Genomic DNA, 22,153 nt, shown 5'->3' on the forward strand with positions numbered 1-22,153 from the left:
GGCGGCTACGGTCCGCGTGGTGAAGCTCGGTGACGTGGTGGACCCCGACGACCTGGTGCACGGACGGCCCCTCGACGGGGTGCGCATCCTCGCCCTCGAGCAGATGCAGGCCCTCCCGTGGGCGACCCAGCTGCTGACCCGGCTCGGGGCCGAGGTGGTGAAGGTCGAGGCGGTCGGCACCGGCGACCAGGGTCGTGGGTCGCTACCCGCCATGACCGACCCCGAGGGCCGCCGGGTCGGGGCCACCTTCCTGCGGACCAACCTGAACAAGCGCTCGATGTGCGTCGACCTCAAGTCGGACCGGGGCCGGCAGCTGGTGCTCGACCTGGCGCGCCGCTTCGACGTGGTCGCCGAGAACTTCAAGGGCGGCGCCCTGGCCCGGCTGGGCCTGGCCTACGACGACGTGGCCGCCGTCCACCCCGCGGTCGTCTACCTGAGCGTGAGCGGCTTCGGGAGCAGCGGCTCGCCCTACGCCGACATGCCCGCCTTCGCCCCCATCGTCGAGGCCATGTCCGGCATCTACGAGATGAAGCGCCAGGGCGACGACCCGCCGGTCGTCGCCCCGGTCGGCGCCCTCGGCGACATCGGGACCGCCCTGTTCGGGGTCATCGGCGTGCTGGCGGCGCTCCGCCACCGCGACCAGACGGGCCGGGGCAGCCACGTCGACGTCGCCATGCTCGACGCCATGGTCGCCATGACCGACATCGTCACCAACTTCTGGTCGATGGGGCTGCGGGGCGGCGAGCTGGGCCCGCTCCTGATGCACGGGTTCCGGGCGCGCGACGGCTGGTTCGTCGTCCAGGTCGGCCGCGAGCACCAGTTCGCCCGGCTGGTCGAGGCCATCGGACGCCCCGAGTGGGCCGCCGACGAGCGCTTCGCCACCCGGCAGGGCTGGCTCGACCACCTCGACGTCCTCCGGGACGGCATCGAGACGTGGGCGGCCGACAAGACGTCGATGGAAGCGGCCCGGGCCCTCGGCGCCGTCGGGGTGGCCTCGGGGCCGTGCCTGTCCGACGAGCAGGTCGTCGCCGACCCCCACGTCGCCGCCCGCAACATGCTCGTGGAGGTGCCGCGCACCGACGGCGTCGAGCAGCCGGTCCTGGTGCCGGGCAACCCGGTGAAGATCAGCGGGGTGGCCGAGGGGCCCGAGACCCGCGTGCCGTGGCTGGGCGAGCACACCGACGCCATCCTGGCCGAGGAGCTGGGCCTCGACGCCGACTCGATCGCCGCCCTCCGCGCCGACGGCGTGGTCGGCTGAGAGGGGGACCCCTCCCCGCCGGGAGTCCGCCCGTCCTCGGCCAACTCTCAGGTCGGCGCCGTACCGTCCGACGGAGGAGTGATCATGCACGTCTTCCGCACCACCACCGCCAGCCGGATCGGGTCGGGCCGGTCGAGCAACCAGGACCGGGTCGCCACGAGCGCGTCCCGGGTCGTGCTGGCCGACGGGATGGGCGGGCGCCAGGGCGGCGAGGTGGCGGCCCAGGTCGCGGTGGACACGCTGAACGAGCGGCGGGGCGGACGGCTGGAGGAGCCCCGGCGGGCGATCCTGCGGGCCAACGCCCGCATCCGGGCCCGGGCCGAGGACGGCGGACCGTCCGGCATGGGCACCACGGTCGTGGTCGTCGACCAGCCCGACCCCGAGACCCCCAACGTCGTGGTCGCGTGGGTCGGCGACAGCCGCGTCTACCGGGTCCGCGACGGCGTGGCCGGGGTGGTCACGACCGACCACACCTGGGAGGCCCTGCTCCTCGAGCTGGGGAGCGACCCGGTCGACGCCGCCGAGCGGCGGCACGTCCTGACCCGGGCGCTGGGCACCCACGCCCAGGTGGAGGTGGAGATGTGCACGTTCGAGGTGCGCCCCGGCGACCGCCTCGTCCTCTGCAGCGACGGCGTGCACGGCGCCCTGGGCCCCGAGGTCATCGCCGCCCGCTCCGGGCTCGGTGCGGCCGCCCTCGTCGACGCCGCCGCCGCGGCCGGCACCCGCGACGACGCCACCGCCGCCGTGGTCGAGCTCGTCCCCGCCCACGTCGCCACCGACGACACCGGCCAGCTGCCGGTGCTCACCCCCGCCGGCTGACCCCTCAGGCGGGCGCGACCGCCGTGCCCCGGATCATGGGACGGATCACGGTGGGGGCCTTGCGGGCGCTCTCGCGGGTGATCGACGTGATGCGGAACCCGGCGTCGACGATGGCGGCCTCGGTCCGCCGGGTCAGGCGGCAGCCCCCGGCCAGGTGGGGCCAGAACGGGTCGAGCATCCGCTGGCGCCGCAGCCGCTCGGGCCGGTCGTCGGCGGCGACGTGCTCGAGGAACACCAGCCGGCCGCCGGGGCGCAGGACCCGCCGGGCCTCGGCGAGGACGGCGTCGGGCTCCGGGACGGTGCACAGCACGAGGGTGGCGACGACGGCGTCGGCCTCGCCCTCCCCCAGCGGCAGCGACGACGCCGTGGCCCGCCGGGCGGTGACGTCGACGCCGGCGGGCGCCCGGTCGACCCGGTCGCGCAGCTGGCGCAGCATGAGCGGCTCGGGCTCGGTGAGCACCAGCCGGTCGACGGCCGCCGGGTAGTGGGGCAGGTTGGCGCCGGTCCCCGCGCCGATCTCGACCACGGTGCCGGAGAGGTCGGCGAGCAGCTCGGCCCGCCACGTCTGCAGCCCCGCCTCCTCGAGGGGAGCCAGCACCCGGTCGTAGACGCGGGCGAAGATCCGGTCGCGCAGGGCCATCGCGCCAGTGCACCACAGATCGCCGCCCTGCCATGATCCGACGATGCCCGAGGTCGCCGGCGATCCCCGATCCGCGTTCCACCTCCCCCCCGACGTCACCTACCTCAACTGCGCCTACATGGGCCCGCTGCCCCGCAGCGCCGTCGAGGCGGGCTGGTCGGCGCTGGACCGCAAGGCCCGCCCGTGGACGATCGCGGCGGACGACTTCTTCGTCCCGGCCGAGACCTACCGGAGCCTGGTGGCCGAGCTCCTCGGCGCCGACGCCGACGGGGTGGCCGTCACCCCGGCGGTGAGCTACGGCCTGTCGACCTTCGCCGCCAACCTCCCCCTGACCGCGGGCCAGGTCGTGCTCGTGCCCGCCGACGAGTTCCCGTCCGCCCTGCTGCCCTGGACCGAGGCCGCCGCCCGGGCCGGGGCCGAGGTGGTGCGGGTCCCGGCCGACGGCCCCGACCGCTGCGGCCCGCTCCTGGCCGAGGTGGAGCGGCGGGGCGAGCAGGTCGCCCTGGTCTCGGCGCCCGCCTGCCACTGGACCGACGGCACCCCATTCGACCTCGTCGCCCTCCGCGCCGCGACGCGCGCCGTCGGCGCCCTGCTGGCGGTCGACGTGGCCCAGTCGCTCGGCGTGGTGCCCTTCGACGCCGCCGCCGTCGCCCCCGACGTGGTCGCCGGGGCGACGTACAAGTGGCTGCTCGGCCCGTACTCGCTCGGGTTCGCCTGGTTCGCCCCGGCGTGGCGGGAGGGCCGGCCCCTGGAGCACTCGTGGATCGGGCGGGCCGGCGCCGAGGACTTCGCCGCCCTGACCTCGCCCTCCGACGGGTACCGGCCCGGGGCGCGCCGCTACGACATGGGCGAGGGCTCCCAGCACAGCCTGATGGGCGTGGCCCTGGCCGGCCTCCAGCTGGTGCGGGACTGGGGCCCGGCCGCCACCGCGGCCCACGCCCGACCCCTGATCGACCGGGTCGCCGCCGGCGCCACCGAGCTGGGCCTCACCGCCCCGCCGCCCGAGCAGCGATCGCCCCACCTGGTCGGCCTGTCGCTGGCCGAGACCGGGATCGACGCCGCCGAGCTGGCCTCCCGCCTGGCCGACGACCGGGTCCACGTCAGCGTGCGGGGGACGTCGATCCGGGTGTCGGCCCACCGCTTCAACACCGACGAGGACGTCGACCGGCTGCTGGCCTCGCTCACCCGGGCCGTGGGGCGGGGCTGATGGCGAAGGCGTGCGTGTTCTGCGCCATCGTCGCCGGCGACGAGCCCGCCCACCTCGTGCTCGACGACGACGCGGCCGTGGCGTTCCTCGACGTGCGCCCGCTGTTCCCCGGCCACGTCCTCCTCGTCCCCCGAGAGCACCACGAGACCCTGACCGACCTCCCTCCCGACCAGGTCGAGCCGCTCTTCGCCCGGGCCCGGGCCCTGGCCGGCGCGGTGGAGGAGGCCATGGGGGCCAAGGGGACGTTCGTGGCCATGAACAACCGGGTGAGCCAGAGCGTCCCGCACCTGCACGTCCACGTGGTGCCCCGCACCAAGGGCGACGGCCTCCGGGGCTTCTTCTGGCCCCGCTCCCGCTACGACGGCGACGCCCAGATGGTCGAGGCGGCGGCGCGCATCAGCGCCGCCCTCGCGGTCTAGGGCACGATCCCCCGGCAGGCCGAGGTCCCGCACCGGCACCGCATCGACGGCGCTCCGGGGCCGGAGATCAGGGCGTAGTCCGTGGTGAGCTCCTCCCCCGCCGGGACCGGGCGCCGGGTCACGAGCTCGCCGGTCGTCAGGTCGACGCGGACGGTGGGATCGCACGAGTGGTTGAGGTGGTGGAGCGGCGTCGCCGGCGGGAGCACCAGGTGGGCGTCGGGTCCGACGGTGACGTTGTCGACGTAGGGCCGCGAGGGATCAGCCCCGCGGGCGGCGATCAGCGCGTCCCGATCGGCGGTCGAGACCACCGTCCCGCCCAGGCGGGCGATCACCGTCCCCGCCGGCAGGTCCCGACCCGCGACGGCGCCCGACCCCTCGATGGGCGACGGGCCGATCCGGATGGCGGCCGAGGCCCAGACCTCCGACGGCCAGCCCGCCGGCGAACGGTCACCCACGACCGCAGCCTGCCGCACCCGGCCGCGGCCCGCATCCGCGCCGCCCTGGGCGCGGCGGACCGGTGATCGGGCCCCCCACCTGAGGTCACCCCACCACCGGTCCGGACGTGAGAGCCCGACGGGCCGGGCGACGTTCCGCCGCCGGGGCGGGTGGCCCCTCCCCGGCCGGCGTCGGTCGCCCCGCCGTCCGCCGCGAGACGGCGATGTGACGGCTCGGTGAACTCCCCCGCCGACGGCCCCACCATCCCCCCGGCGGGCGGGCGGGGGGTGTTGCATGGGCGGCGGTGACCGACCATCCCCGTCGGCGGGGGCTCCCGTCCTCCGTCGACGCCACCGACGCCCACCGCCGGGAGGGCCCGTGCCCGATCTGACCTCTGCCTCGACGCGCCCGCGCACCCACGTGCTGGACACCTCCGTGCTGCTCGCCGACCCCGCCTGCCTGGCGCGGTTCGCCGAGCACGAGGTGGTCCTGCCCGTGGTGGTGCTGAGCGAGCTCGAGGCCAAGCGCAACCACCCCGAGCTGGGGTGGGCCGCCCGGGAGGCGCTGCGCGCCCTCGAGCGGCTGCGCCTGGCCCACGGCTCGCTGATCGAGGCGCTCCCCGTGAACGACGCCGGCGGCACCCTGCGGGTCGAGCTGAACCACCAGGACACCCGGTCGCTGCCGCCGGCGCTCACCGCCGACAACAACGACCACCGCATCCTCGCCGTGGCCCGGAACCTGGCCGACGAGGGCCGCGACGTCGTCGTCGTCACCAAGGACCTGCCCCTCCGGCTCAAGGCGAGCATCGTGGGCCTCGACGCCGACGAGTACCGCAACGAGCAGGCCCGCGACACCGGCTGGACCGGGTTCGTCGAGCTCGACGCCGGCGCCGACGCCATCGACGAGCTCTTCGAGGAGAAGGTGGTCGACCTGGCCGCGGCCCGAGACCTCCCGTGCCACGCCGGGGTGGCCCTGACCAACGGGTCGCAGTCGGCGCTGGGCCGGGTCCACCCCGACAAGCGGGTCCACCTCATCACCGGCGACCGCTCCGTGTTCGACGTCCGGGGCCGCAGCGCCGAGCAGCGGGTCGCCATCGACCTCCTGGCCGACCCCGACGTGGGCATCGTCAGCCTCGGGGGTCGGGCCGGCACCGGCAAGAGCGTGCTGGCCCTGGCCGCGGGGCTCGAGGCGGTGCTCGAGCAGGGCACCCACACGCGGGTGATGGTCTTCCGGCCCCTGTACGCCGTCGGTGGCCAGGACCTCGGCTTCCTCCCCGGTGACCGCGACGAGAAGATGGGCCCGTGGGGGGCCGCCGTGGTCGACGCCCTCCACGCCCTCGCCGGCCGTGAGGTCGTCGAGGAGGTGCTGGCCCGCGACCTGCTCGAGGTCCTCCCCCTCACCCACATCCGGGGCCGGAGCCTCACCGACGCCTTCGTCGTGATCGACGAGGCCCAGAACCTCGAGCGGGGTGTCCTCCTGACCGCCCTGTCCCGTCTGGGCGAGGGCAGCCGGGTCGTGCTGACCCACGACGTGGGCCAGCGCGACAACCTCCGGGTGGGCCGCCACGACGGCATCACGTCGGTGATCGAGCGGCTCACCGGCCACCCCCTCTTCGCCCACGTGACCCTGGCCCGGGCCGAGCGCAGCGCGGTCGCCGCCCTGGTCACGAGCGTGCTGGAGGGCAGCGGCGACTGACGTCGGGCCGGCGGTCCCCGCGGCGGGCCCGCCGGCCATCTCTCCTGGCGATCAGAGGTATTCCCACAATCTCTTGCAGAGTGCAGGACAGGGCGAGGGGCCATCCGTACCCTGGGTGTTCGACGCCCACCAGGGAGCCCACAGCCGTGATCGTGACCACGCACGACCGCTCGGACACCGCACTCGACATCCCGGAGACGGCCGATCGCCCGCGGTGGATGGCCGAGGCCATCTGCTCCGGCCACACCGAGCTGTTCTTCGCCCCCCACGCCGAGCGCCCCCCCGCCCGCCTGCGGCGCGAGGCCGCCGCCCGGCAGGTCTGCATGCGCTGCCCGGTGCGGATCGACTGCCGGGACCACGCCCGCGCCCACCTCGAGTACGGGCTCTGGGGCGGCGAGAGCGAGGCCGAGCGGGCCGCCGCCGGCTACGCCGTCCCCGCCCCCATCGGCGGCCGGGTCGCCGAGGCGGTCTGACCCACCGCCACCTGCGGTCGCGCGCATCGCGGTGAGGTGACCGGGACCATCCCCCACCTGGTGACGGATGGCTCGTAGCCTTTCGACTCGATGACACGGCGACCTGTCGTCTACGGACTCGACATCGAGACCGACACGACTGCGGACGGGCTCGACCCCCGAGTCGCCCGTGTGGTGACCGTCGCCCTCTCCCTCCCGGGTCACGACGAGATCTTCAGCGGGCGGGAGTCGACGATCCTGTTCGACCTCGACGAACGGCTGCGGGCGCTGGCCCCCGGCGTGCTGGCCACCTGGAACGGGGCCGCCTTCGACCTGCCGTTCCTCGCCCACCGGGCCGGCGTCCACCAGCTCGACCTCGGCCTGCGGCTGCTGCGGGACCCGACGATCCGGATCCGCGACCCGCTCCCCGGCCTGGCCGGCGGGTTCCGGGGGGCCTGGCACCGCCACGCCCACCTCGACGCCTACCGGATGTACCGGGGCGACGTCGGGCCGGTGCTGCGGGTGTCGTGCTCGCTCAAGTCGATCGCCCGCCTCGTCGGCCTGGCCCCGGTCGAGGTCGACCGGACGCGGATCCACGACCTCTCCCGCGAGGCGCTCCACGCCTACGCCTCCTCCGACGCCCGGCTCGCCCGCGTGCTGACCGAGCGCCGCATGCCCGGTGCCGCCCGCTTCATCGACCGGCTCGACCCTCCCGAGAGCGGCACGACGGCCATCGCCTGACGCGGCCCCCGAGGTCTCGCTGTCACAGGGGGTGGGCATGATGGGCTCGAGGGTCGCGGCCGCCCTCCCCGCCCACCCCCCGAGGCCCACGACCGTCTCGGGGGTCTCGAGGGTCGGGACCACCGACCGCCGGATGCCCATCTTCGTCCGGAGGTCGCCGTGCCCCAGCCCACCTGCTCCACCCCCCGTCCCCTCCCCCCTGCCCTCGTCGACGAGCTGGCCCGCCAGATCGCCGGCGCCCACGTCGACGCCGCCCACGCCAGCCTCGTGCGCCTCCGGCCCGGGGCCGACGGCGTCGAGGTCGGGCTGTGCGCCCTGCCCGACGGCGTGCACCCGGCCGACGCCCTCGTCGGCCAGGTCGTCCCCGCGCCCTGGACGGCGTCGGGCGTGGTGGCCCCGGCCCGGGCCCGATCGCTCGACGGGCCCGACGAGGGCGGCACCCGCACCGTCGTGGCCATGCTCGTCACCCGCGACGGCCACCTCACCAGCCACGCCGTCGACCTCGACGGCGCCGACCTCGCCGGGCTCGCCGCCGGCGGCGAGGCGCCGGTCGGCCGCCTCCCGGACCTGCTGCGGCGCACGCTGGGCCTCCCCACCACGCCCCCGCGGGTCCCCGCCGCCGAGTGGTGGCGGGTCTGCTGGCTCGACGCCGTGGTCACCGCCGCCGCCGGCGCCGGTGGGACGGTCGACGCCGACCACCCGCTGACCAGCACCCTCCCGTCTCCCCTGGTACGGGCTCTGGTCGACGATCCGACCCTCTGCGCCGTCGAGGGCTGGGGCCGGATCCGGGCCCTCGCCGCCGCCCCCGAGCCCCCCAGCGACCCGGCGGCGGCCGCCGTCCGGCGGTCGGTGGCCCCGTTCGTCGACCCCCCGGCGGCGGCGTGGATGGACGACGGGTGCTTCGCCCGCTGGCTGCTGGCCGCCCTCCCCTCGGTCGACGAGCTGCTCGCCCTGGCCGACGACCTGGTGCCGGCCGACGTGGCTGCCCAGCTGCGCGCCGTGGCCCGCCCGGCGGAGGCCGAGCCGTGAACGAAGGGCGGGGGTCCTCCTGGTGGCGCGCCGGATGGCGTCTCGTCGTGTCGGTAGTCTCCGACCTCCATGCCTGGTGCGGACACCGTGGAGATCCCCGGCTACGACGACCTCGTCGAGATCGGTCGTGGCGGGTTCGCCGTGGTCTACCGGGCCCGCCAGGTCCGCCTGCAGCGGCTGGTGGCGGTGAAGGTCCTCACCGGCACCGACACCAGCGACGCCGCCCTCGAGCGCTTCGAGCGGGAGTGCGGGGCCGTCGGCGCCCTGTCGGGGCACCCCAACGTGGTGGCGGTGCACGACGCCGGCACGACCGCCGACGGGCGGCCCTACCTGGCCATGGAGCTGGTGGCCGGGGGCACCCTGGCCCACCGCCTGGCCGAGGGCCCCCTGCCGGTCGACGAGGTGCTCGCCGTCGGCGCCCGCCTGGCCGACGCGCTGGCCGCGGCCCACGCCGCCGGCGTGCTCCACCGGGACGTGAAGCCCGAGAACGTCCTCCTGAGCGACGACGGCACACCCAAGCTGGCCGACTTCGGCATCGCCATGGTCGCCGACACCAACAACACCGCCACCGGCGTCGTGCTGGGCACCGTCCTGCACGCTGCTCCCGAGGTCCTCACCGGGGCCCGGGCCACGCCGGCCTCCGACGTGTACTCCCTGGCCTCCACCATGGACGCCCTCCTCCGCGGCCGGGCCGCCTTCGCCGGCGCCGCGGGCGAGGGGCCCATCCCGGTCATGTACCGCGCCGTGCACGAGCGGGCTCCCGACCTGCGCCAGCACGGCATCCCCGACGAGGTCGCCCGCCTCGTCGAGGCGGGGATGGCCAAGGACCCCGCCGCCCGGGTGCCCGACGCCCGCACCTTCGGCCAGCGCATCCAGGCGGTGCGCGACCACCGGGCCGGCGGTCAGGCCCCGACCCCGATGCCGCACGTGGTGGTCCCGGCGCCGGCGGTGGCGGGCGCGACGGTCGCGGCCGCCCCGCCCGCGGCCGTCACCCGGACCGACGCAGGGCCCGACCGGGGTCGGGCCGGTCTGGTGGTGGGGCTGGTCGCCGCCCTCCTCGTCCTGGCCGCGGTGGTGGCGGGCATCGTCGTCGTGCTCACCGACGGCGACGACGACCAGGCCACCCCGACCACCACCACACCGGTCGCCAGCTCGACCGAGGCGTCCTCCACGGCGTCGTCGTCCAGCTCGTCCACCACCACGACCACGACCACCGCGCCGACCACGACCACCACCTCCACGACGACCTCCACCACCGCGCCGACGACGACCACCGCGCCGGTGGCGAGCGACGAGGCCGAGGCGGCGGCGCTGATCGGCGCTCGCTACCCGAGCTGGACCGTCGTCGACTCCACCGGGTTCCGGGCCAGCGGGGCCGGCGCCGTCGTCGGCGAGGACGGCGCCGGCAGGCGCATCGTGTTCCTCTTCGGGGGTGGCCGGCTGATCGGCACCGACACCAGCGAGCCGAGCCTCGGCCTGGTGGTGGTCGGCGTCGGGGGGAACGACGTCCGCATCGGCTACGACACCTGGCCCGCCGGCTCGGGTCCGCCCGATCCGCCCACGGGGTACGCCGAGGTCCTGCTCCGCTGGCCCGGCACCGACCAGTTCCTGCTCCAGGAGGGCGTGTTCCCGCCCACCGACCCCGCGACGGCCGACCACCGGTAGCCCCGTCGGGCGCCGCCGCATCCCCGATCGGCGAGGGGGCCGTCGGTAGCCTCGGACCCATGACCGCGCCGCTGCTCGACCGGCCGATGCCAGCGCCGGCCACCACGTCGATCCCGGGAGCGAGCGAGGCCGAGATGTTGGCCGAGGGACCGAACCGCCAGCTCGAGCTGGCCCTGACCGACCTGGCCGAGGTGCTGGCCGTCTACCCGTTCCGGTCCTCGATGCCGGTGTGCGACCACTGCGTCGACCCCTACGAGCTGCGGATGCTCGGGCGCCAGCCCGGCCGGATCCCGTCGTCGGTGCTGGACCGTTACGTGACCAAGGCGCTCATCACCTGGGGCGAGGACGTCGACTTCAAGCGCCTCCTGCCCGAGATCCTGACCCGCGCCTGCCGCGGCGACCTCGGCGCCCCCGAGACCCTCGTCGGGGCCCGGATGCGCCGGGCCGGCTGGCTGGACTGGCCGGCGGCCGAGGCGCCCGCCGTGCGCCGCACGCTCCGGGCGGCGTGGCTGAGGACCCTCTCCACCGCGCCCGGCCCGGGGCGCCCACCGGCGATGGCCCGCCTGGGGCTCATCGTCACCGCCGAGGACGACCTCAGCCCCTACCTCGACCTGTGGGAGGACCGGCTCGAGGCACCGGGGAACCCGGCGGCCCGGCTCCACGCCGTGCTCCACCTGGCCGACCTCCTCGCCCCCCTGGCCAACGGGGGCCGGCGCCGCCTGGCCCGGAGCTTCCCCCTCGCCCGGCGGGGCGTGGTGGGCCAGCTCGACCAGTGGCTGCGCCTCCCGGTCGTGATCCGCCGCCTGGCCCACGCCGCCGACGCCCTCGAGCACACCCCCCAGGGCACGCTCGTCACCCAGGCCCGCTCCGGCCTGTCCCGCCTCCGGACCGAGCGCTAGCCGGGGTCGGACGACAGGTCGCAGCGCCGACACCGGGGCCGGCAGGGGCCTACGGGATCTCGTGGTCGCCGGGCCAGAACTCCCGGAGGTGGGCGGCGAACTCGGCGCGAGAACCCCCCTCGCCCGCCAGGGCGTCGAGGAGGGCACCGACCAGCAGCCAGTAGAACGGCGCCGCCGGGGCGGGGACGATCGAGCCCCCGGCCTCGTCGGTGACGTCCTTGGCCACCCGGTAGAACGCGTAGACGAGGTACTCGGCCAGCTCCGGTTCGACGTCGGTGGCCCAGGTGACCTCGCCGTCGTGGGCGGCCAGGCCCTCCCACTCGTCGAGGTAGGTGTCGAAGGCGGAGGCGGCGTCGGAGGGGACGTCGGCGCCGGGGCCGGCGGAGTGCAGCAGCCGCCGCCCGAACTCGACCCACGCCCCCATGCTCGCGGCGGTGACGGGACCGACGACGACCTCCACGGGCACGACCCTACCCAGGGCGCCGGAGCGTCAGGCCCCGGTGCCGCCCACGGCGACCTGGCCGTGGACCTTGCAGCGGGCCCGGTGGCCGGCGGGGCTGACGACGACGGCGAGCCGCAGCCCGCAGGTGGGGCAGAAGCGGGGCGGGTCGTACTCCCACCGGCAGCCGGCGCACACCGTCGACGGGCGCCCGCACCCGTCGCAGTGGGCGGCCCCGGCTCCGGCGGCGGGCACGGCTAGATGACCTTGCCGAGGATCCCGATCGGCATGCGGAGGTCGTCGAGCATCTTGAGGTCGTCGGCCGGGCTGCGCCCCAGGTACGTGAGGTAGTTGCCGATGATGAGGGCGTTGATGCCCGAGGTCATGCCCATGGCCTGGAGATCGCCGAGGGTGAACTCGCGGCCCCCGGCGTAGCGCAGGATCACCTCGGGCAGGCCCAGCCGGAACAGGGCGATCCAGCGCAGCGCCTCCAGCGGCTCGACCGCGGGGCGGTCGGCGAACGGCGTGCCGGCCATGGGCTTGAGGAAGTTCACCGGCACCTCGGCGGGGCCGACGGTGCGGAGCTCGGCCAGCAGCTCGAGGCGCTGGTCCACCGTCTCGCCCATGCCCAGCAGCACGCCGCAGCACAGCTCCATGCCGTTGTCGCGCACGAGCCGGCAGGTGGCGACCCGCTCGTCGAAGGAGTGGCTGGTGACGACCGACGGGAAGTAGGAGCGGGCCGTCTCCAGGTTGTGGTTGTAGCGGTGGACCCCGCCCTCGGCCAGACGGCGGGCCTGGTCGGCGTCGAGGATGCCGGCCGAGACGGCGACGTTGAGCCCCGTCTCCTCCCGCACGATCGGCACCAGGTCGAGGATGCGCTGCATGATCCGCTCGTCGGGGCCGCGCACGGCCAGCACGATGCAGAACTCGCTGGCGCCCAGGGCCGCCGTCTCCCGGGCCGCGGCCAGCACCTCCTCGGTGTCGAGGAAGGGCGTGGCCTTCACCGGCGTGTCGAACTTCGACGACTGGCTGCAGAAGTGGCAGTCCTCGGGGCAGCCACCGGTCTTGGCCGAGAGGATGCCCTCGACCTCCACCTCGGGCCCGCACCACGCCAGCCGCACGTCGTGGGCCAGCGAGGCCAGCGACGGCACCGAGGCGTCGGGGACGTGGGCCAGGGCGGCCAGCTCGTCGGGGGTGAGCATCCTCCGCTCGTCGAGCAGGGCGCCCTCGGCGGCGCGGATGGCCCGGCGGGCCTCCTCGGCGGTGAGCTCCGGGCGCGAGGTGGCGGCGGGGCCCGGCTTCCGCCCGATGGCGACCGGCTGCAGCGTGTCGGACATGGCGGCGAGGTTACGGACCCCGCCGTTCCCGGCACGAAAGTGCACCGCGACGGTGCGCCTCCGTGCGGGGTTCGGAGCAGGACGGGCCCCACCCTTGACCGACTACTCGGAACAGAGTACTCATGTCCGAGTGGCTCCCTGGCGCCGGTCGAACCCCCTGGCCCTGGCCGTGCTGTGCTGCCTCTACGAGCGGCCCATGCACCCCTACGAGGTGGCCCAGACGCTCCGGAGCCGGCAGAAGCACGAGAGCATCCGGCTCAACTACGGGTCCCTGTACGGGATCGTCGAGAACCTCGAGCGGGGCCGGCTCATCGCGGCGCGGGAGACCGTGCGGGAGGGCAAGCGACCCGAGCGCACGGTCTACGCCATCACCGAGCGCGGGGTCCGCGAGCTCGTCGACTGGATGTCGGAGCTGGTGGCCACCCCGGTCAAGGAGTACCCGCAGTTCGAGGCGGCGCTGTCGCTCATCCACGCCCTCCCGCCCGACGTGGCCGGCGACCTGCTGGCCCAGCGGGTCGTGAACCTGGACCTGATCCTCACCCAGAAGCGGGCCGCCCTCGCCGCCACCGCGGCCCAGGGCCTGCCCCGCCTGTTCGTGCTGGAGACCGAGTACGCCATCGCCATGCTCGCCGCCGAGCGGGACCTCACCGACGAGATCGCCCGCGCCGTGGCCGACGGGACGCTCGACGGGATCGACGAGTGGCGGAGCTGGTTCGCGTCCGACTCGACGGCGTTCGACCCCGAGGGCGCCCACGTCGACGATGCCGACGGGGGACCGGCCCGCTCGGGCGTGCGGGCGCCGTGGTCCGACGCCGCCGCCGACCGCCGCCAGGCCCTGGCCCAGGTCGAAGATGCCGTCGCCCGGACCCGAGAGGAGGCCGACGAGCTGCGGGTCCAGGCCAAGCGGACCAAGGCCGCGGCCAAGGACGTCAAGGCGGCGGCCAAGGCAGCCGTTCCCCGACGCAGCCGGAGGCGCCCCTCGGACGCCTAGCCCCACCCCTCGGCGGGACCGGGTCGCGCGGCAACGCGGCCCGGTCCCACCTCACGACACCAAAGCGATCCCGGTCGTCGACCGGCACCACCTCGGTCCGTTGCACCCCCGATGGTAGGTCGGCCCCCGGCCCGGATCGCCCGTCCCTCCACGGGAGATCCATGACACCCACCCACGCCCCCCTCATCGAGGCCCGCGGCCTCACCACCCGCTTCGGCGCCGTCACCGCCCTCGACCACCTGGACCTGGTGGCCGAGCCCGGTCGGGTCGTCGCCCTGCTCGGCCCCAACGGGGCCGGCAAGACGACCTTCGTCCGCCACGTCGCCACCCTGGCCCGGCCGGATGCGGGCACCTTGCACGTCGCCGGCATCGACGCCCTCGCCCACCCCGCCCGGGTCCGCCGGTGCATCGGCCTGGCCGGCCAGTCCGCCTCGGTGGAGCCGGCGATGACCGGCCGGGAGAACCTCCGCATGGTCGGCCACCTCTTCGGCCTCGACCGGGGCGAGGCCGCCCGCCGGGCCGACGCCGTCCTCGACGAGCTCGCCCTGACCGAGGCGGGTGGCCGCCTCGTCCGCACCTACTCCGGGGGCATGCGCCGGCGGCTCGACCTGGGCGCCAGCCTCGTCGGCCGACCCCGGCTCCTGCTGCTCGACGAGCCGACCACCGGGCTGGACCCCCGCAGTCGCAGCGAGCTCTGGGCCGCCATCCGGACCCTCGTCGCCGGCGGCACCGACGTCCTCCTCACCACGCAGTACCTCGAGGAGGCCGACCAGCTCGCCCGCGACGTCGTCATCCTCGACCACGGTCGGGTCGTGGCCAGCGGCACGCCCGACGACCTCAAGCGTCGGGCCGGCGCCGACGTGGTCGAGGTCCGGCCCCACGACCCCGCCGACATCCCCCGCGTCCTCGACCTCCTGGGCCGGGTCGGCGAGAGCGAGGCCCGGGCCGACGACGACGGCACCCGCGCCGCCGTCAACGCCGGGCGCGGCGCCGACGACCTGACCGAGGCGGTCCTCGCCCTGGCCCACGAGGGCATCACCGTCGACGACGTCGGGCTCCGCCGCCCCACCCTCGACGAGGTCTTCCTCGCCCTCACCGGCCACACGTCCACCACCCCCGACCTGATCGAGGAGCCCACCCCGTGACCACGACCCTCTCCCCCGCACCCCCCACGACCGACGGCCCCGCCGCGTCACCTGGCGCCGGCCTCGTCACCGCCACGCTCACCGTCGCCGGGCGGACCGTGCGGCAGTTCGCCCGCACCCCGCAGCTGGTGGTCGTCAGCACCGTCCAGGGCGCCATGTTCCTGCTCATCTTCCGGTACGTGTTCGGCGGCGCCATCCAGGCCGGCGGGCTGGACTACGTCGACTTCCTCGTCCCCGGCTTCCTCGTCTCGAGCATCCTCTTCACCGGTGCCGGCACCGCCGCCGGGGTCGCCGAGGACACCGAGACCGGGGTCTACGACCGGCTCCGGTCGCTGCCCATCCCCCGGGTGGCCATCGTGGCCGGGCGCTCCCTGGCCGATGCCGGGCTGCTCGTCTGGGGGCTCGGGATCACCGCCGCGCTGGGCTACGCCGTCGGGTTCCGCACCGGCGGCGAGGCCGTCGACGTGATCGTCGCCTACGCCCTGATCGTGCTGTTCGGGGTGGCCTTCGGGTGGCTGTTCATCACCCTGGGCCTGGTGGCCGGGAGCGCCCAGGCGGCACAGGGGATGGCCCTCCTGGTGTTCCCCTTCACCTTCGTGTCGAGCGCCTACGTGCCGGTCGACTCGATGCCGGGGTGGATGCAGGCCTTCGCGGACCACCAGCCGGTCACGGCCATGACCAACGCCGTCCGCTCGCTCATGCACGGCGGCCCGCAGGCCGTCGGGCTCGACCACACGACGGGGCACTGGGTCGTGCTGGCGCTGGTGTGGTCGGCCGCCCTGCTGGCGGTGTTCGTACCCCTGGCGTCGTGGCGCTCGGCGACCCGCTGACCAGTCCGAACCGGGGGGTCAGCCGCGGACGAGGTCGGCGATCGTCCTCATCTGCTGGGGCGGGCCGGCCACGAGGAGGGTGGTGATGCACGTCTCGCGCCAGCGCTCGAGGTCCTCGCGGATCTTGTCGGCGGGGCCGATGAGGGCGACGTCCTCGACGAGCGCGAGGGGGACCGAGGCGATGGCCTCCTCCTTGCGCCCCGACAGGAACAGCCCCTGGATCTCCTCCACGGCGTCGGCGTGGCCCATGCGGCTGAACAGGTCGGCGTGGAAGTTGACCTCCTTGGCGCCCATGCCCCCGATGTAGAAGCCGAGCGACATGCGGACCTGGTCCGCCGCCTTCTCCACGTCGTCGTCGATGACGATCTGGACCAGGTTGGCCACCTCGAAGTCGTCGGGCCCGCGCCGGGCGCCGGGCCGGCCCCACCCCTCCTCCAGGCTCGTCCGGTACAGGGGGTCGAGACCGGGCGACATGAACATGGGCAGCCAGCCGTCGGCGATCTCGGCCGCCAGGGCCACGTTCTTGGGCCCCTCGGCCCCGAGGTAGATCGGCAGGTCCGCCCGCAGCGGGTGGGTGATCGACTTGAGCGGCTTGCCCAGCCCCGTCGTCCCCTCGCCGGTGCGGGGCAGCTGGTAGTGCTTGCCGTCGATCTGGACGGGCTCCTCGCGCGCCAGGACGTCGCGGACGACCGAGATGTACTCCCGCGTCCGCTCCAGCGGCCGGGGGTAGGGCTGTCCGTACCAGCCCTCGACGACCTGGGGGCCCGACGCCCCGAGCCCGAGGATGAAGCGCCCGCCGGTCAGGTGGTCGAGCGTCAGGGCGCTCATGGCCGTGGCCACCGGGGTGCGGGCCGCCATCTGGCACACGGCCGTGCCCAGCTGCAGCCGGGTGGTCTGCGAGCCGTACCACGCCAGCGGGGTGAAGCAGTCGGAGCCGTAGGCCTCGGCCGACCACACCGAGTCGAAGCCCAGGTCCTCGGCGGTGGCGATCTGCTCGGCGACCCCTGACGGGGGCTGGGCGAACCAGTACCCGAGGACGAGTCCGAGCTTGAGGTCAGCAGCCATGGGCAGGACCGTACCGCCCCCGCCCCGTGTAGGGTAGAACGCGTTCTCGTTTTCGCCCGTCGGAGTCCCCCCGCATGAGCCGCTACCCCTTCCCCATCCCCTTCGGCTGGTTCCAGGTCGGCCTGCCCGAGGACGTGCCGGCGAAGGCCAGCAAGGCGCTCTACTACTTCGACCGCCACCTCGTCGCCTGGCGCGACGAGGACGAGGTCCTCCACGTCATGGACGCCTTCTGCCCGCACCTCGGCGCCCACCTCGGCCACGGGGGCACCGTCGACGGGTGCCGCATCCAGTGCCCGTTCCACGGCTGGGAGTTCGACGGCGAGGGCACCAACGTCGACATCCCCTACTCCACCCGCACCAACAAGCGGGCCCGGATCCGGACCTACCCCACCCTCGAGGTGAACGGGAAGTCGCTGGTGTGGTTCCACCCCGACCCCGAGGTCGGCCCGCTGTGGGACATCCCGCCGTTGCCCGAGCTCGAGAGCGGTGAGTTCTGGGGCCCGATCCGCACCGAGCACACCGTGCTGGCCCACGCCCAGGAGCTGGGCGAGAACGCCGTCGACTCGGCCCACTTCCGCTACGTCCACAACGTGGCCGAGGTCCCCGAGATCACCGCCTACGTCACCGAGGGCCCGGTGGCCGAGATGAGGTCGCTCCAGAAGTTCCCGACGCCCCGCGGCGTCGTGGAGGGCACGATCGAGTCGCTGGGCTACGGGCCGGGGGTCTCGATCGTCCGCTTCTCCGGGATCATCGACACCCTCGCCGTCAGCTCCACGACGCCGATCGACGCCGGCAGCTGCATCACCCGGTTCGACTTCTACACCCGGTCCCTCGGCGATGCCGAGACCAACTCGAACGTGGCCCAGGCCTTCGTGCGCGAGGTCGACCGGCAGTTCATGGAGGACATGCCGGTGTGGGAGCACAAGGCCCACATCGCCCGCCCGGCGCTGGCCGACACCGACGGGCCGTTCATGACCTTCCGCAAGTGGTACCAGCAGTTCTACGCCGAGGTGGAGCCGGACACGGCGGTCGACCCGAACCTGTACCCGCCGCCCCACTGGCCCGACAAGATGGACGAGACGCCGGCCAAGGCCACCGCCTCGGCCAAGCACGGCGCCAAGGCCGACAAGAGGGTGGCCGAGGCCGAGGCCGGCGCCGTCGCCCAGCAGCTGACCTAGCCCTCGCCGAGGCCCACCCCGGAGCTCGGGTGGTAGGCGACGGCGGTCGACGCGAACGTGGTCGGGTCGAGGCGCTCGAGGGTCTGGTCGGTGAGGAGCATCGGTGTCCCCGACACCACCAGCACCCGCGCCACCGTCGGGGCCGGGGCGGGTGAGCAGGCGAAGATCGAGCCGTTGAACTCCTCGCCGGGGGCGAACCGGGCGACGAGCGAGGCGTCGACGCGGAAGCACCCGTAGCGGGGCCACTCGACGGTCCGGCGGTCGGGGTCGTCGCAGCGCAGGGCGACCCCGCCGGGCCCCAGCGCGGCGCGCGCCTCGGGGTCGGTGACCTCGACCGCGGGGCACGGCGGCGGCTCCTCGGGGGGCTCGCTCGCCGCGGGCACGGCCACCTCGGTCACGCCCCCGCCGACGTCGAGCACCACGGCGTGGTTCGGCCCCCGCTCGGCCGACCACCGGGCGTCGTGCACCCCCCACAGCGCCAGCCCGCGATCGGGCCAGTAGGTGAAGGCGTGGTGGTCCGCTCGGACGCTGTCGGTCGACCAGGGTCGCTCCCAGCTGCCGACGATGGCCGGCGCGTCGGGGTCGCTCACGTCGAGCAGCTGGGCCACGACCCAGCTCCGGGTCTGGCGATCGTCGCCCTCACCGACCTCGTCGCTGCGGGCGCCGACCATGAGGGCGCGCCCCTCCGGCAGCGGGTGGAAGTAGCCGACGTCGCCCGGGACGGTGACGGCCCCCGCCCGGCGGGGTGCGGCGGGGTCGGTGACGTCGATGACCGAGACGGTCCGGCCGAAGAAGCCGGCCGAGACCAGCACCCGGCCCTCGACGAAGCGCACCGCGGCGACGGCGCCGTCCCCCTCGGCCAGGTCCTCGACCTGGGAGGCCACGTCGAGGGCACCCTCCCCGTCCGGGGTCAGGACCGTCAGGTCGACGACGGCGTCGGGCTGCTGCTGCCAGGGCGTGCCCTCGGTGGTCACCACGGCCAGCGAGTCGCCGATCTCGCCGAAGGCGAACTGCCCGACCGTGGACCCGTCGACAATGCCCGACCCGTCGTAGGACGGCGGCTCCTCGTCGGTGAAGCTGAACTCGTGGACGGCGGTCTGCCAGTCGTCGAAGGTGAGGGTCTCCCGGTCGATCGGGTCGACCCACACCTCGGAGCTGATCGCCACCCGGTCGAGCCCGGCGTAGAGGGTCCGGCCGGGCGCCAGGATCGACGTGCCGGTGGGCGCGAACCGGCCGGTGCCGAGCGGGAAGGTCACCATCGAGGTCATGGCCACGCCCGAGAAGGTGTCGGGCACGTGGACCCGCTCGCAGGGAACCAGGCGCTGGCCGTCCTCGCCGTCCCGCTGCCACTCGGGGATCCAGTCGTCGGCGCTCGACCCGGCCACGATGCGGCGGTTCTGGTCGAGCGCGGTCGCCACCGACGGCGGTGTGGTCGGCATCACGAACCCGAGGTCGGCCAGGTCCGACGTGGTCACCAGCCGGATCTCCCCGTCGACGAGCCGGGCCGCCACCAGCCGGCCCTCGACCCGGACGCGGTCGGTGACGGTCGGCGCCGCCGGGTCGGTCGCGTCGACGAAGGTCACCGTCAGGAAGTCGACCGACGCCCGGGTGGCCGAGGGATCGCCCTCCACGGGCTCGGACACCTCGACCTCGGAGCCGAAGACGGCGACCTTCCCGTCGGCGACCAGCAGCTCGCTCACCTGGGCCGGGGGGTCGTCCTCGCCCGCCGGCCCGGGGGTGACGTCGAGGGACGCGAGCACCTCGAGGGTCGTGGCCTCGGTGATGCGGAGGTTCCCGCGCCCGTCGAGGTCGTAGATCAGGTCCCCCTCCGCCTTCACCAGGTCGAGCTCGTCGACCCCGGTGACCTGCACGTTGGTCCCCAGCGTCTCGCCGCCCGCGGTTCCCGCGCCGTCGGCCGGCGCGGCGGCGTCGTCGAACCCCTCCGTGGAGGCCTGCCGCTCCTGGAGCTCCATCCCGACGGCGCCGAAGCCACCGCCGAAGGCCCCGAACCCCCGGCTGCCGACGTGCTCGGCCCCGACCCGGCGGAGGTCGGTGATCAGGGCGTCGCAGTCGGGGAAGGTCGACACCGAGCTGACCAACTGCACCTCGGTGGGGTCGACGGGCTCGTCGTCGAGCGCGGCGACCAGGCGGTCGACGTCCTCCCCGCCGGGGGCGCCGGCCGGCCCACCACCGTCGCCGTCGCCGTCGTCGGCGGCCTGCACGCCGATTAGCACCCCGCCCAGCAGGGCGACGACCACCGCGACGGCGGCCACGCCGCCCATCCGGCGGAGCCGGCGACGCTGGATCGCCCGCTCGACGCCGGACGGCGTGACGGGAGCGACCCGCTGGCGGAGGCGGGCCCCGGCAGCGGCGAGGGCCGCGTCCTCCTGGTCGCCGACCGGGGCGTCACCGAGATCGTCGTTCGGGTCCTCGGGCTGGGGGTGGTCGTTCATGGTGCGCTCTGTCCTTCCGCGTACGGCTGGAGGGCGGGCGCGCTCCGCAGGGCGGCGCGCCCCCGGTGCAGGAGCGACTTCACCGCCGGCACGGAGAGCTGCAGCGTCGCCGCGATCTCGTCGATGCCCACGTCGGCGCCGTAGCGCAGGGCGATGGCGGCGGCCTGGTCGTCGGGCAGAGCCCGGACGGCGGCCCAGACGTCCTCGTCGTCGAGCGCGCCCAGCGGGTCGCCGACCACGGCTCCGTCCCGGTCGACGAGGGCGCCGAGCCGTTGGACGGCCCGCCGCTCGTTCGAGGAGCGCCGGGCCGAGGAGATGGCGGCGTTGATCGCCACCCGGCGGACCCACGCCCCGGGACGATCGAGCCGCGACACCCGGCGCCAGCGCCGGTAGCACCGCTCGAAGGCGTCCTGGACGATCTCCTCGGACCGGTGCCGGTCGCCGACGATGGCGTACACGGCCGCGACCAGGCCCCGGCTCTCGCTCTCCACGAGATGGGCGAAGTCGACCATGCGCACCCGTCCTCCGCCGCACACACGCACGAGACCCGTCGGAGGTCGCGCTCGCCGCGGCGGTCGGCGTCGGGGACGACGGTAGGCGCCCGGTGGACGGGCGGTGCGTCAGGTGCGCACCGGGTGCGTCAGGACCCCGGGATCTGCGTGAGCACGGTGGCGTCGCCGGCGAGGTGGCCGCCGTCGACGACGTACTCGGCGCCGGTCACGTAGCCGGCCTCGTCGGAGCAGAGGAACAGGACCACCGGGGCCACGTCGTCGACCGTGCCCACCCTCTTGATCGGGAGGTTCTGGTAGAAGGCGGCGTCCTCGTTGCTCACGTCGCCGCCGAAGCGGGTCATGGGCGTGTCGATGCCACCGGGGTGGACCGTGTTGACCCGGATGCCACGGCGGCCCAGCTCGATGGCGGCCGAACGGCTGAGCCCCCGGATGGCCCACTTGCTGGTGGAGTACGCGGCCAGGAACGGCAGCCCCTCCATCCCGCCGTTGGACGAGATGTTGACGATCGACCCGTTGCCGCTCTTCTTCATCGAGGGCACGACGGACTTGATGCCGAGGAAGCAGCCCATGACGTTCACGTCGAGGACGGTCCGGAACCGGGCCGCGTCGTACTTGTCGATGGCGTTGAAGTCGAGGATGCCGGCGTTGTTCACCAGCGTCGTGATCGGTCCCCACGCCTCCTCGGTCTCGGCCACGACCTGCTTCCAGGCGTCCTCGTCGGTGACGTCGAGGGTCGCGGCCCGGGCCGCGTCGCCGAGGTCGGCCGCCACCGCGGCGGCCTCGTCGGCCAGGACGTCGGCCACCACGACCCTGGCCCCCTCGGCCGCGAACAGGCGGGCCTCGGCCTCGCCCTGCCCCCGCGCCGCGCCCGTGATGATGGCGATCTTCCCGTCGAGTCGTCCCACTGGGTGCTTCCTCCTGGATCAGGTGCAGCTGGTCGGAGT

At 75.0% G+C, this 22,153-nt stretch carries 23 protein-coding genes; 14 read left to right on the forward strand and 9 right to left on the reverse strand.

Annotation, left to right across the window (positions count from 1 at the left end):
- Positions 1-19 precede the first annotated feature (19 nt).
- Both HC251_RS17690 and HC251_RS17695 read left to right on the forward strand, forming a co-directional pair.
- Positions 20-1,258, forward strand: coding sequence for a CaiB/BaiF CoA-transferase family protein (locus HC251_RS17690; RefSeq protein WP_255566465.1), 1,239 nt, complete (start codon positions 20-22; stop codon positions 1,256-1,258).
- Between the two features lie 84 nt (positions 1,259-1,342).
- On the forward strand, positions 1,343-2,077 hold the full coding sequence (locus HC251_RS17695) for a PP2C family serine/threonine-protein phosphatase (protein WP_219941932.1): 735 nt from the start codon (positions 1,343-1,345) through the stop codon (positions 2,075-2,077).
- A 4-nt stretch (positions 2,078-2,081) separates the two neighbouring features.
- Here the strand turns inward: HC251_RS17695 and HC251_RS17700 are convergent, their stop codons facing one another.
- Positions 2,082-2,717 (reverse strand): class I SAM-dependent methyltransferase, encoded by a 636-nt coding sequence (locus HC251_RS17700; protein WP_219941933.1) that lies wholly within the window; start codon positions 2,715-2,717, stop codon positions 2,082-2,084.
- A 43-nt stretch (positions 2,718-2,760) separates the two neighbouring features.
- Here HC251_RS17700 and HC251_RS17705 point away from each other — a divergent pair, with 43 nt between their 5' ends.
- Entirely contained in the window at positions 2,761-3,924 is a 1,164-nt protein-coding gene (locus HC251_RS17705) for an aminotransferase class V-fold PLP-dependent enzyme (RefSeq protein WP_219941934.1), read from the forward strand.
- The gene (locus HC251_RS17710) at positions 3,924-4,343 is read left to right on the forward strand and encodes an HIT family protein (RefSeq protein ID WP_219941935.1); all 420 of its coding nucleotides are present in this window, start codon (positions 3,924-3,926) and stop codon (positions 4,341-4,343) included. The genes HC251_RS17705 and HC251_RS17710 overlap by 1 nt, the downstream gene beginning before the upstream one ends.
- Here HC251_RS17710 and HC251_RS17715 read toward each other — a convergent pair.
- Positions 4,340-4,798: an SET domain-containing protein gene (locus HC251_RS17715; RefSeq protein WP_219941936.1), complete on the reverse strand. Its 459-nt coding sequence runs from the start codon at positions 4,796-4,798 to the stop codon at positions 4,340-4,342. The two genes, HC251_RS17710 and HC251_RS17715, sit on opposite strands and share 4 nt — an antisense overlap.
- 274 nt (positions 4,799-5,072) lie before the next feature.
- Between HC251_RS17715 and HC251_RS17720 the strand changes: the two genes are divergently transcribed.
- From HC251_RS17720 to HC251_RS17745, 6 genes are all read left to right on the forward strand, one after another.
- Entirely contained in the window at positions 5,073-6,473 is a 1,401-nt protein-coding gene (locus HC251_RS17720; RefSeq protein WP_370651256.1) for a PhoH family protein, read from the forward strand.
- Between the two features lie 152 nt (positions 6,474-6,625).
- Complete coding sequence (locus HC251_RS17725) at positions 6,626-6,946, forward strand: WhiB family transcriptional regulator (RefSeq protein WP_255566466.1); 321 nt, start codon at positions 6,626-6,628, stop codon at positions 6,944-6,946.
- Between the two features lie 90 nt (positions 6,947-7,036).
- Entirely contained in the window at positions 7,037-7,666 is a 630-nt protein-coding gene (locus HC251_RS17730) for a 3'-5' exonuclease (RefSeq protein WP_219941938.1), read from the forward strand.
- Positions 7,667-7,825: 159 nt separating this feature from the next.
- Positions 7,826-8,695 (forward strand): hypothetical protein, encoded by an 870-nt coding sequence (locus HC251_RS17735; RefSeq protein ID WP_219941939.1) that lies wholly within the window; start codon positions 7,826-7,828, stop codon positions 8,693-8,695.
- A 69-nt stretch (positions 8,696-8,764) separates the two neighbouring features.
- Positions 8,765-10,360 carry a protein kinase gene (locus HC251_RS17740; protein ID WP_219941940.1) on the forward strand — a complete coding sequence of 532 codons (1,596 nt, stop codon included), beginning with the start codon at positions 8,765-8,767 and terminating at the stop codon, positions 10,358-10,360.
- A gap of 59 nt (positions 10,361-10,419) precedes the next feature.
- Positions 10,420-11,259 (forward strand): hypothetical protein, encoded by an 840-nt coding sequence (locus tag HC251_RS17745; RefSeq protein WP_219941941.1) that lies wholly within the window; start codon positions 10,420-10,422, stop codon positions 11,257-11,259.
- Positions 11,260-11,308: 49 nt separating this feature from the next.
- On the opposite strand, the gene HC251_RS17750 is transcribed toward HC251_RS17745, so the two are convergent.
- Genes HC251_RS17750 through bioB form a run of 3 tightly spaced genes read right to left on the reverse strand, consistent with a single transcriptional unit; the run spans position 11,309 to position 13,035 of the window.
- Positions 11,309-11,719: a hypothetical protein gene (locus HC251_RS17750; RefSeq protein ID WP_219941942.1), complete on the reverse strand. Its 411-nt coding sequence runs from the start codon at positions 11,717-11,719 to the stop codon at positions 11,309-11,311.
- A gap of 30 nt (positions 11,720-11,749) precedes the next feature.
- Positions 11,750-11,953: a hypothetical protein gene (locus HC251_RS17755; RefSeq protein ID WP_219941943.1), complete on the reverse strand. Its 204-nt coding sequence runs from the start codon at positions 11,951-11,953 to the stop codon at positions 11,750-11,752.
- A gap of 2 nt (positions 11,954-11,955) precedes the next feature.
- Positions 11,956-13,035, reverse strand: a complete 1,080-nt coding sequence (gene bioB, locus HC251_RS17760) for a biotin synthase BioB (RefSeq protein ID WP_219941944.1) — start codon at positions 13,033-13,035, stop codon at positions 11,956-11,958.
- Positions 13,036-13,165: 130 nt separating this feature from the next.
- Between bioB and HC251_RS17765 the strand changes: the two genes are divergently transcribed.
- The 3 genes from HC251_RS17765 to HC251_RS17775 all read left to right on the forward strand — a co-directional run bounded on the left by HC251_RS17765 (position 13,166) and on the right by HC251_RS17775 (position 16,001).
- Entirely contained in the window at positions 13,166-14,026 is an 861-nt protein-coding gene (locus HC251_RS17765) for a PadR family transcriptional regulator (protein ID WP_219941945.1), read from the forward strand.
- A 161-nt stretch (positions 14,027-14,187) separates the two neighbouring features.
- Positions 14,188-15,171, forward strand: a complete 984-nt coding sequence (locus HC251_RS17770; protein WP_219941946.1) for an ATP-binding cassette domain-containing protein — start codon at positions 14,188-14,190, stop codon at positions 15,169-15,171.
- The gene (locus tag HC251_RS17775; RefSeq protein WP_219941947.1) at positions 15,168-16,001 is read left to right on the forward strand and encodes an ABC transporter permease; all 834 of its coding nucleotides are present in this window, start codon (positions 15,168-15,170) and stop codon (positions 15,999-16,001) included. Before HC251_RS17770 ends, HC251_RS17775 begins: the two co-directional genes overlap by 4 nt.
- 18 nt (positions 16,002-16,019) lie before the next feature.
- On the opposite strand, the gene HC251_RS17780 is transcribed toward HC251_RS17775, so the two are convergent.
- A complete protein-coding gene (locus HC251_RS17780; protein ID WP_219941948.1) occupies positions 16,020-17,066 on the reverse strand; it encodes an LLM class F420-dependent oxidoreductase in 1,047 nt (348 codons plus the stop codon).
- Between the two features lie 74 nt (positions 17,067-17,140).
- Between HC251_RS17780 and HC251_RS17785 the strand changes: the two genes are divergently transcribed.
- Positions 17,141-18,244 carry a Rieske 2Fe-2S domain-containing protein gene (locus HC251_RS17785; protein ID WP_219941949.1) on the forward strand — a complete coding sequence of 368 codons (1,104 nt, stop codon included), beginning with the start codon at positions 17,141-17,143 and terminating at the stop codon, positions 18,242-18,244.
- On the opposite strand, the gene HC251_RS17790 is transcribed toward HC251_RS17785, so the two are convergent.
- From HC251_RS17790 to HC251_RS17800, 3 genes are all read right to left on the reverse strand, one after another.
- Positions 18,241-20,697: a beta-propeller domain-containing protein gene (locus HC251_RS17790; protein WP_219941950.1), complete on the reverse strand. Its 2,457-nt coding sequence runs from the start codon at positions 20,695-20,697 to the stop codon at positions 18,241-18,243. The two genes, HC251_RS17785 and HC251_RS17790, sit on opposite strands and share 4 nt — an antisense overlap.
- Complete coding sequence (locus HC251_RS17795; protein ID WP_219941951.1) at positions 20,694-21,209, reverse strand: RNA polymerase sigma factor; 516 nt, start codon at positions 21,207-21,209, stop codon at positions 20,694-20,696. The genes HC251_RS17790 and HC251_RS17795 overlap by 4 nt, the downstream gene beginning before the upstream one ends.
- 128 nt (positions 21,210-21,337) lie before the next feature.
- Entirely contained in the window at positions 21,338-22,114 is a 777-nt protein-coding gene (locus HC251_RS17800) for an SDR family NAD(P)-dependent oxidoreductase (protein ID WP_219941952.1), read from the reverse strand.
- Between the last annotated feature and the right edge of the window lie 39 nt (positions 22,115-22,153).

It is taken from the genome of Iamia sp. SCSIO 61187, from assembly GCF_019443745.1.
Taxonomy (GTDB): domain Bacteria; phylum Actinomycetota; class Acidimicrobiia; order Acidimicrobiales; family Iamiaceae; genus Iamia.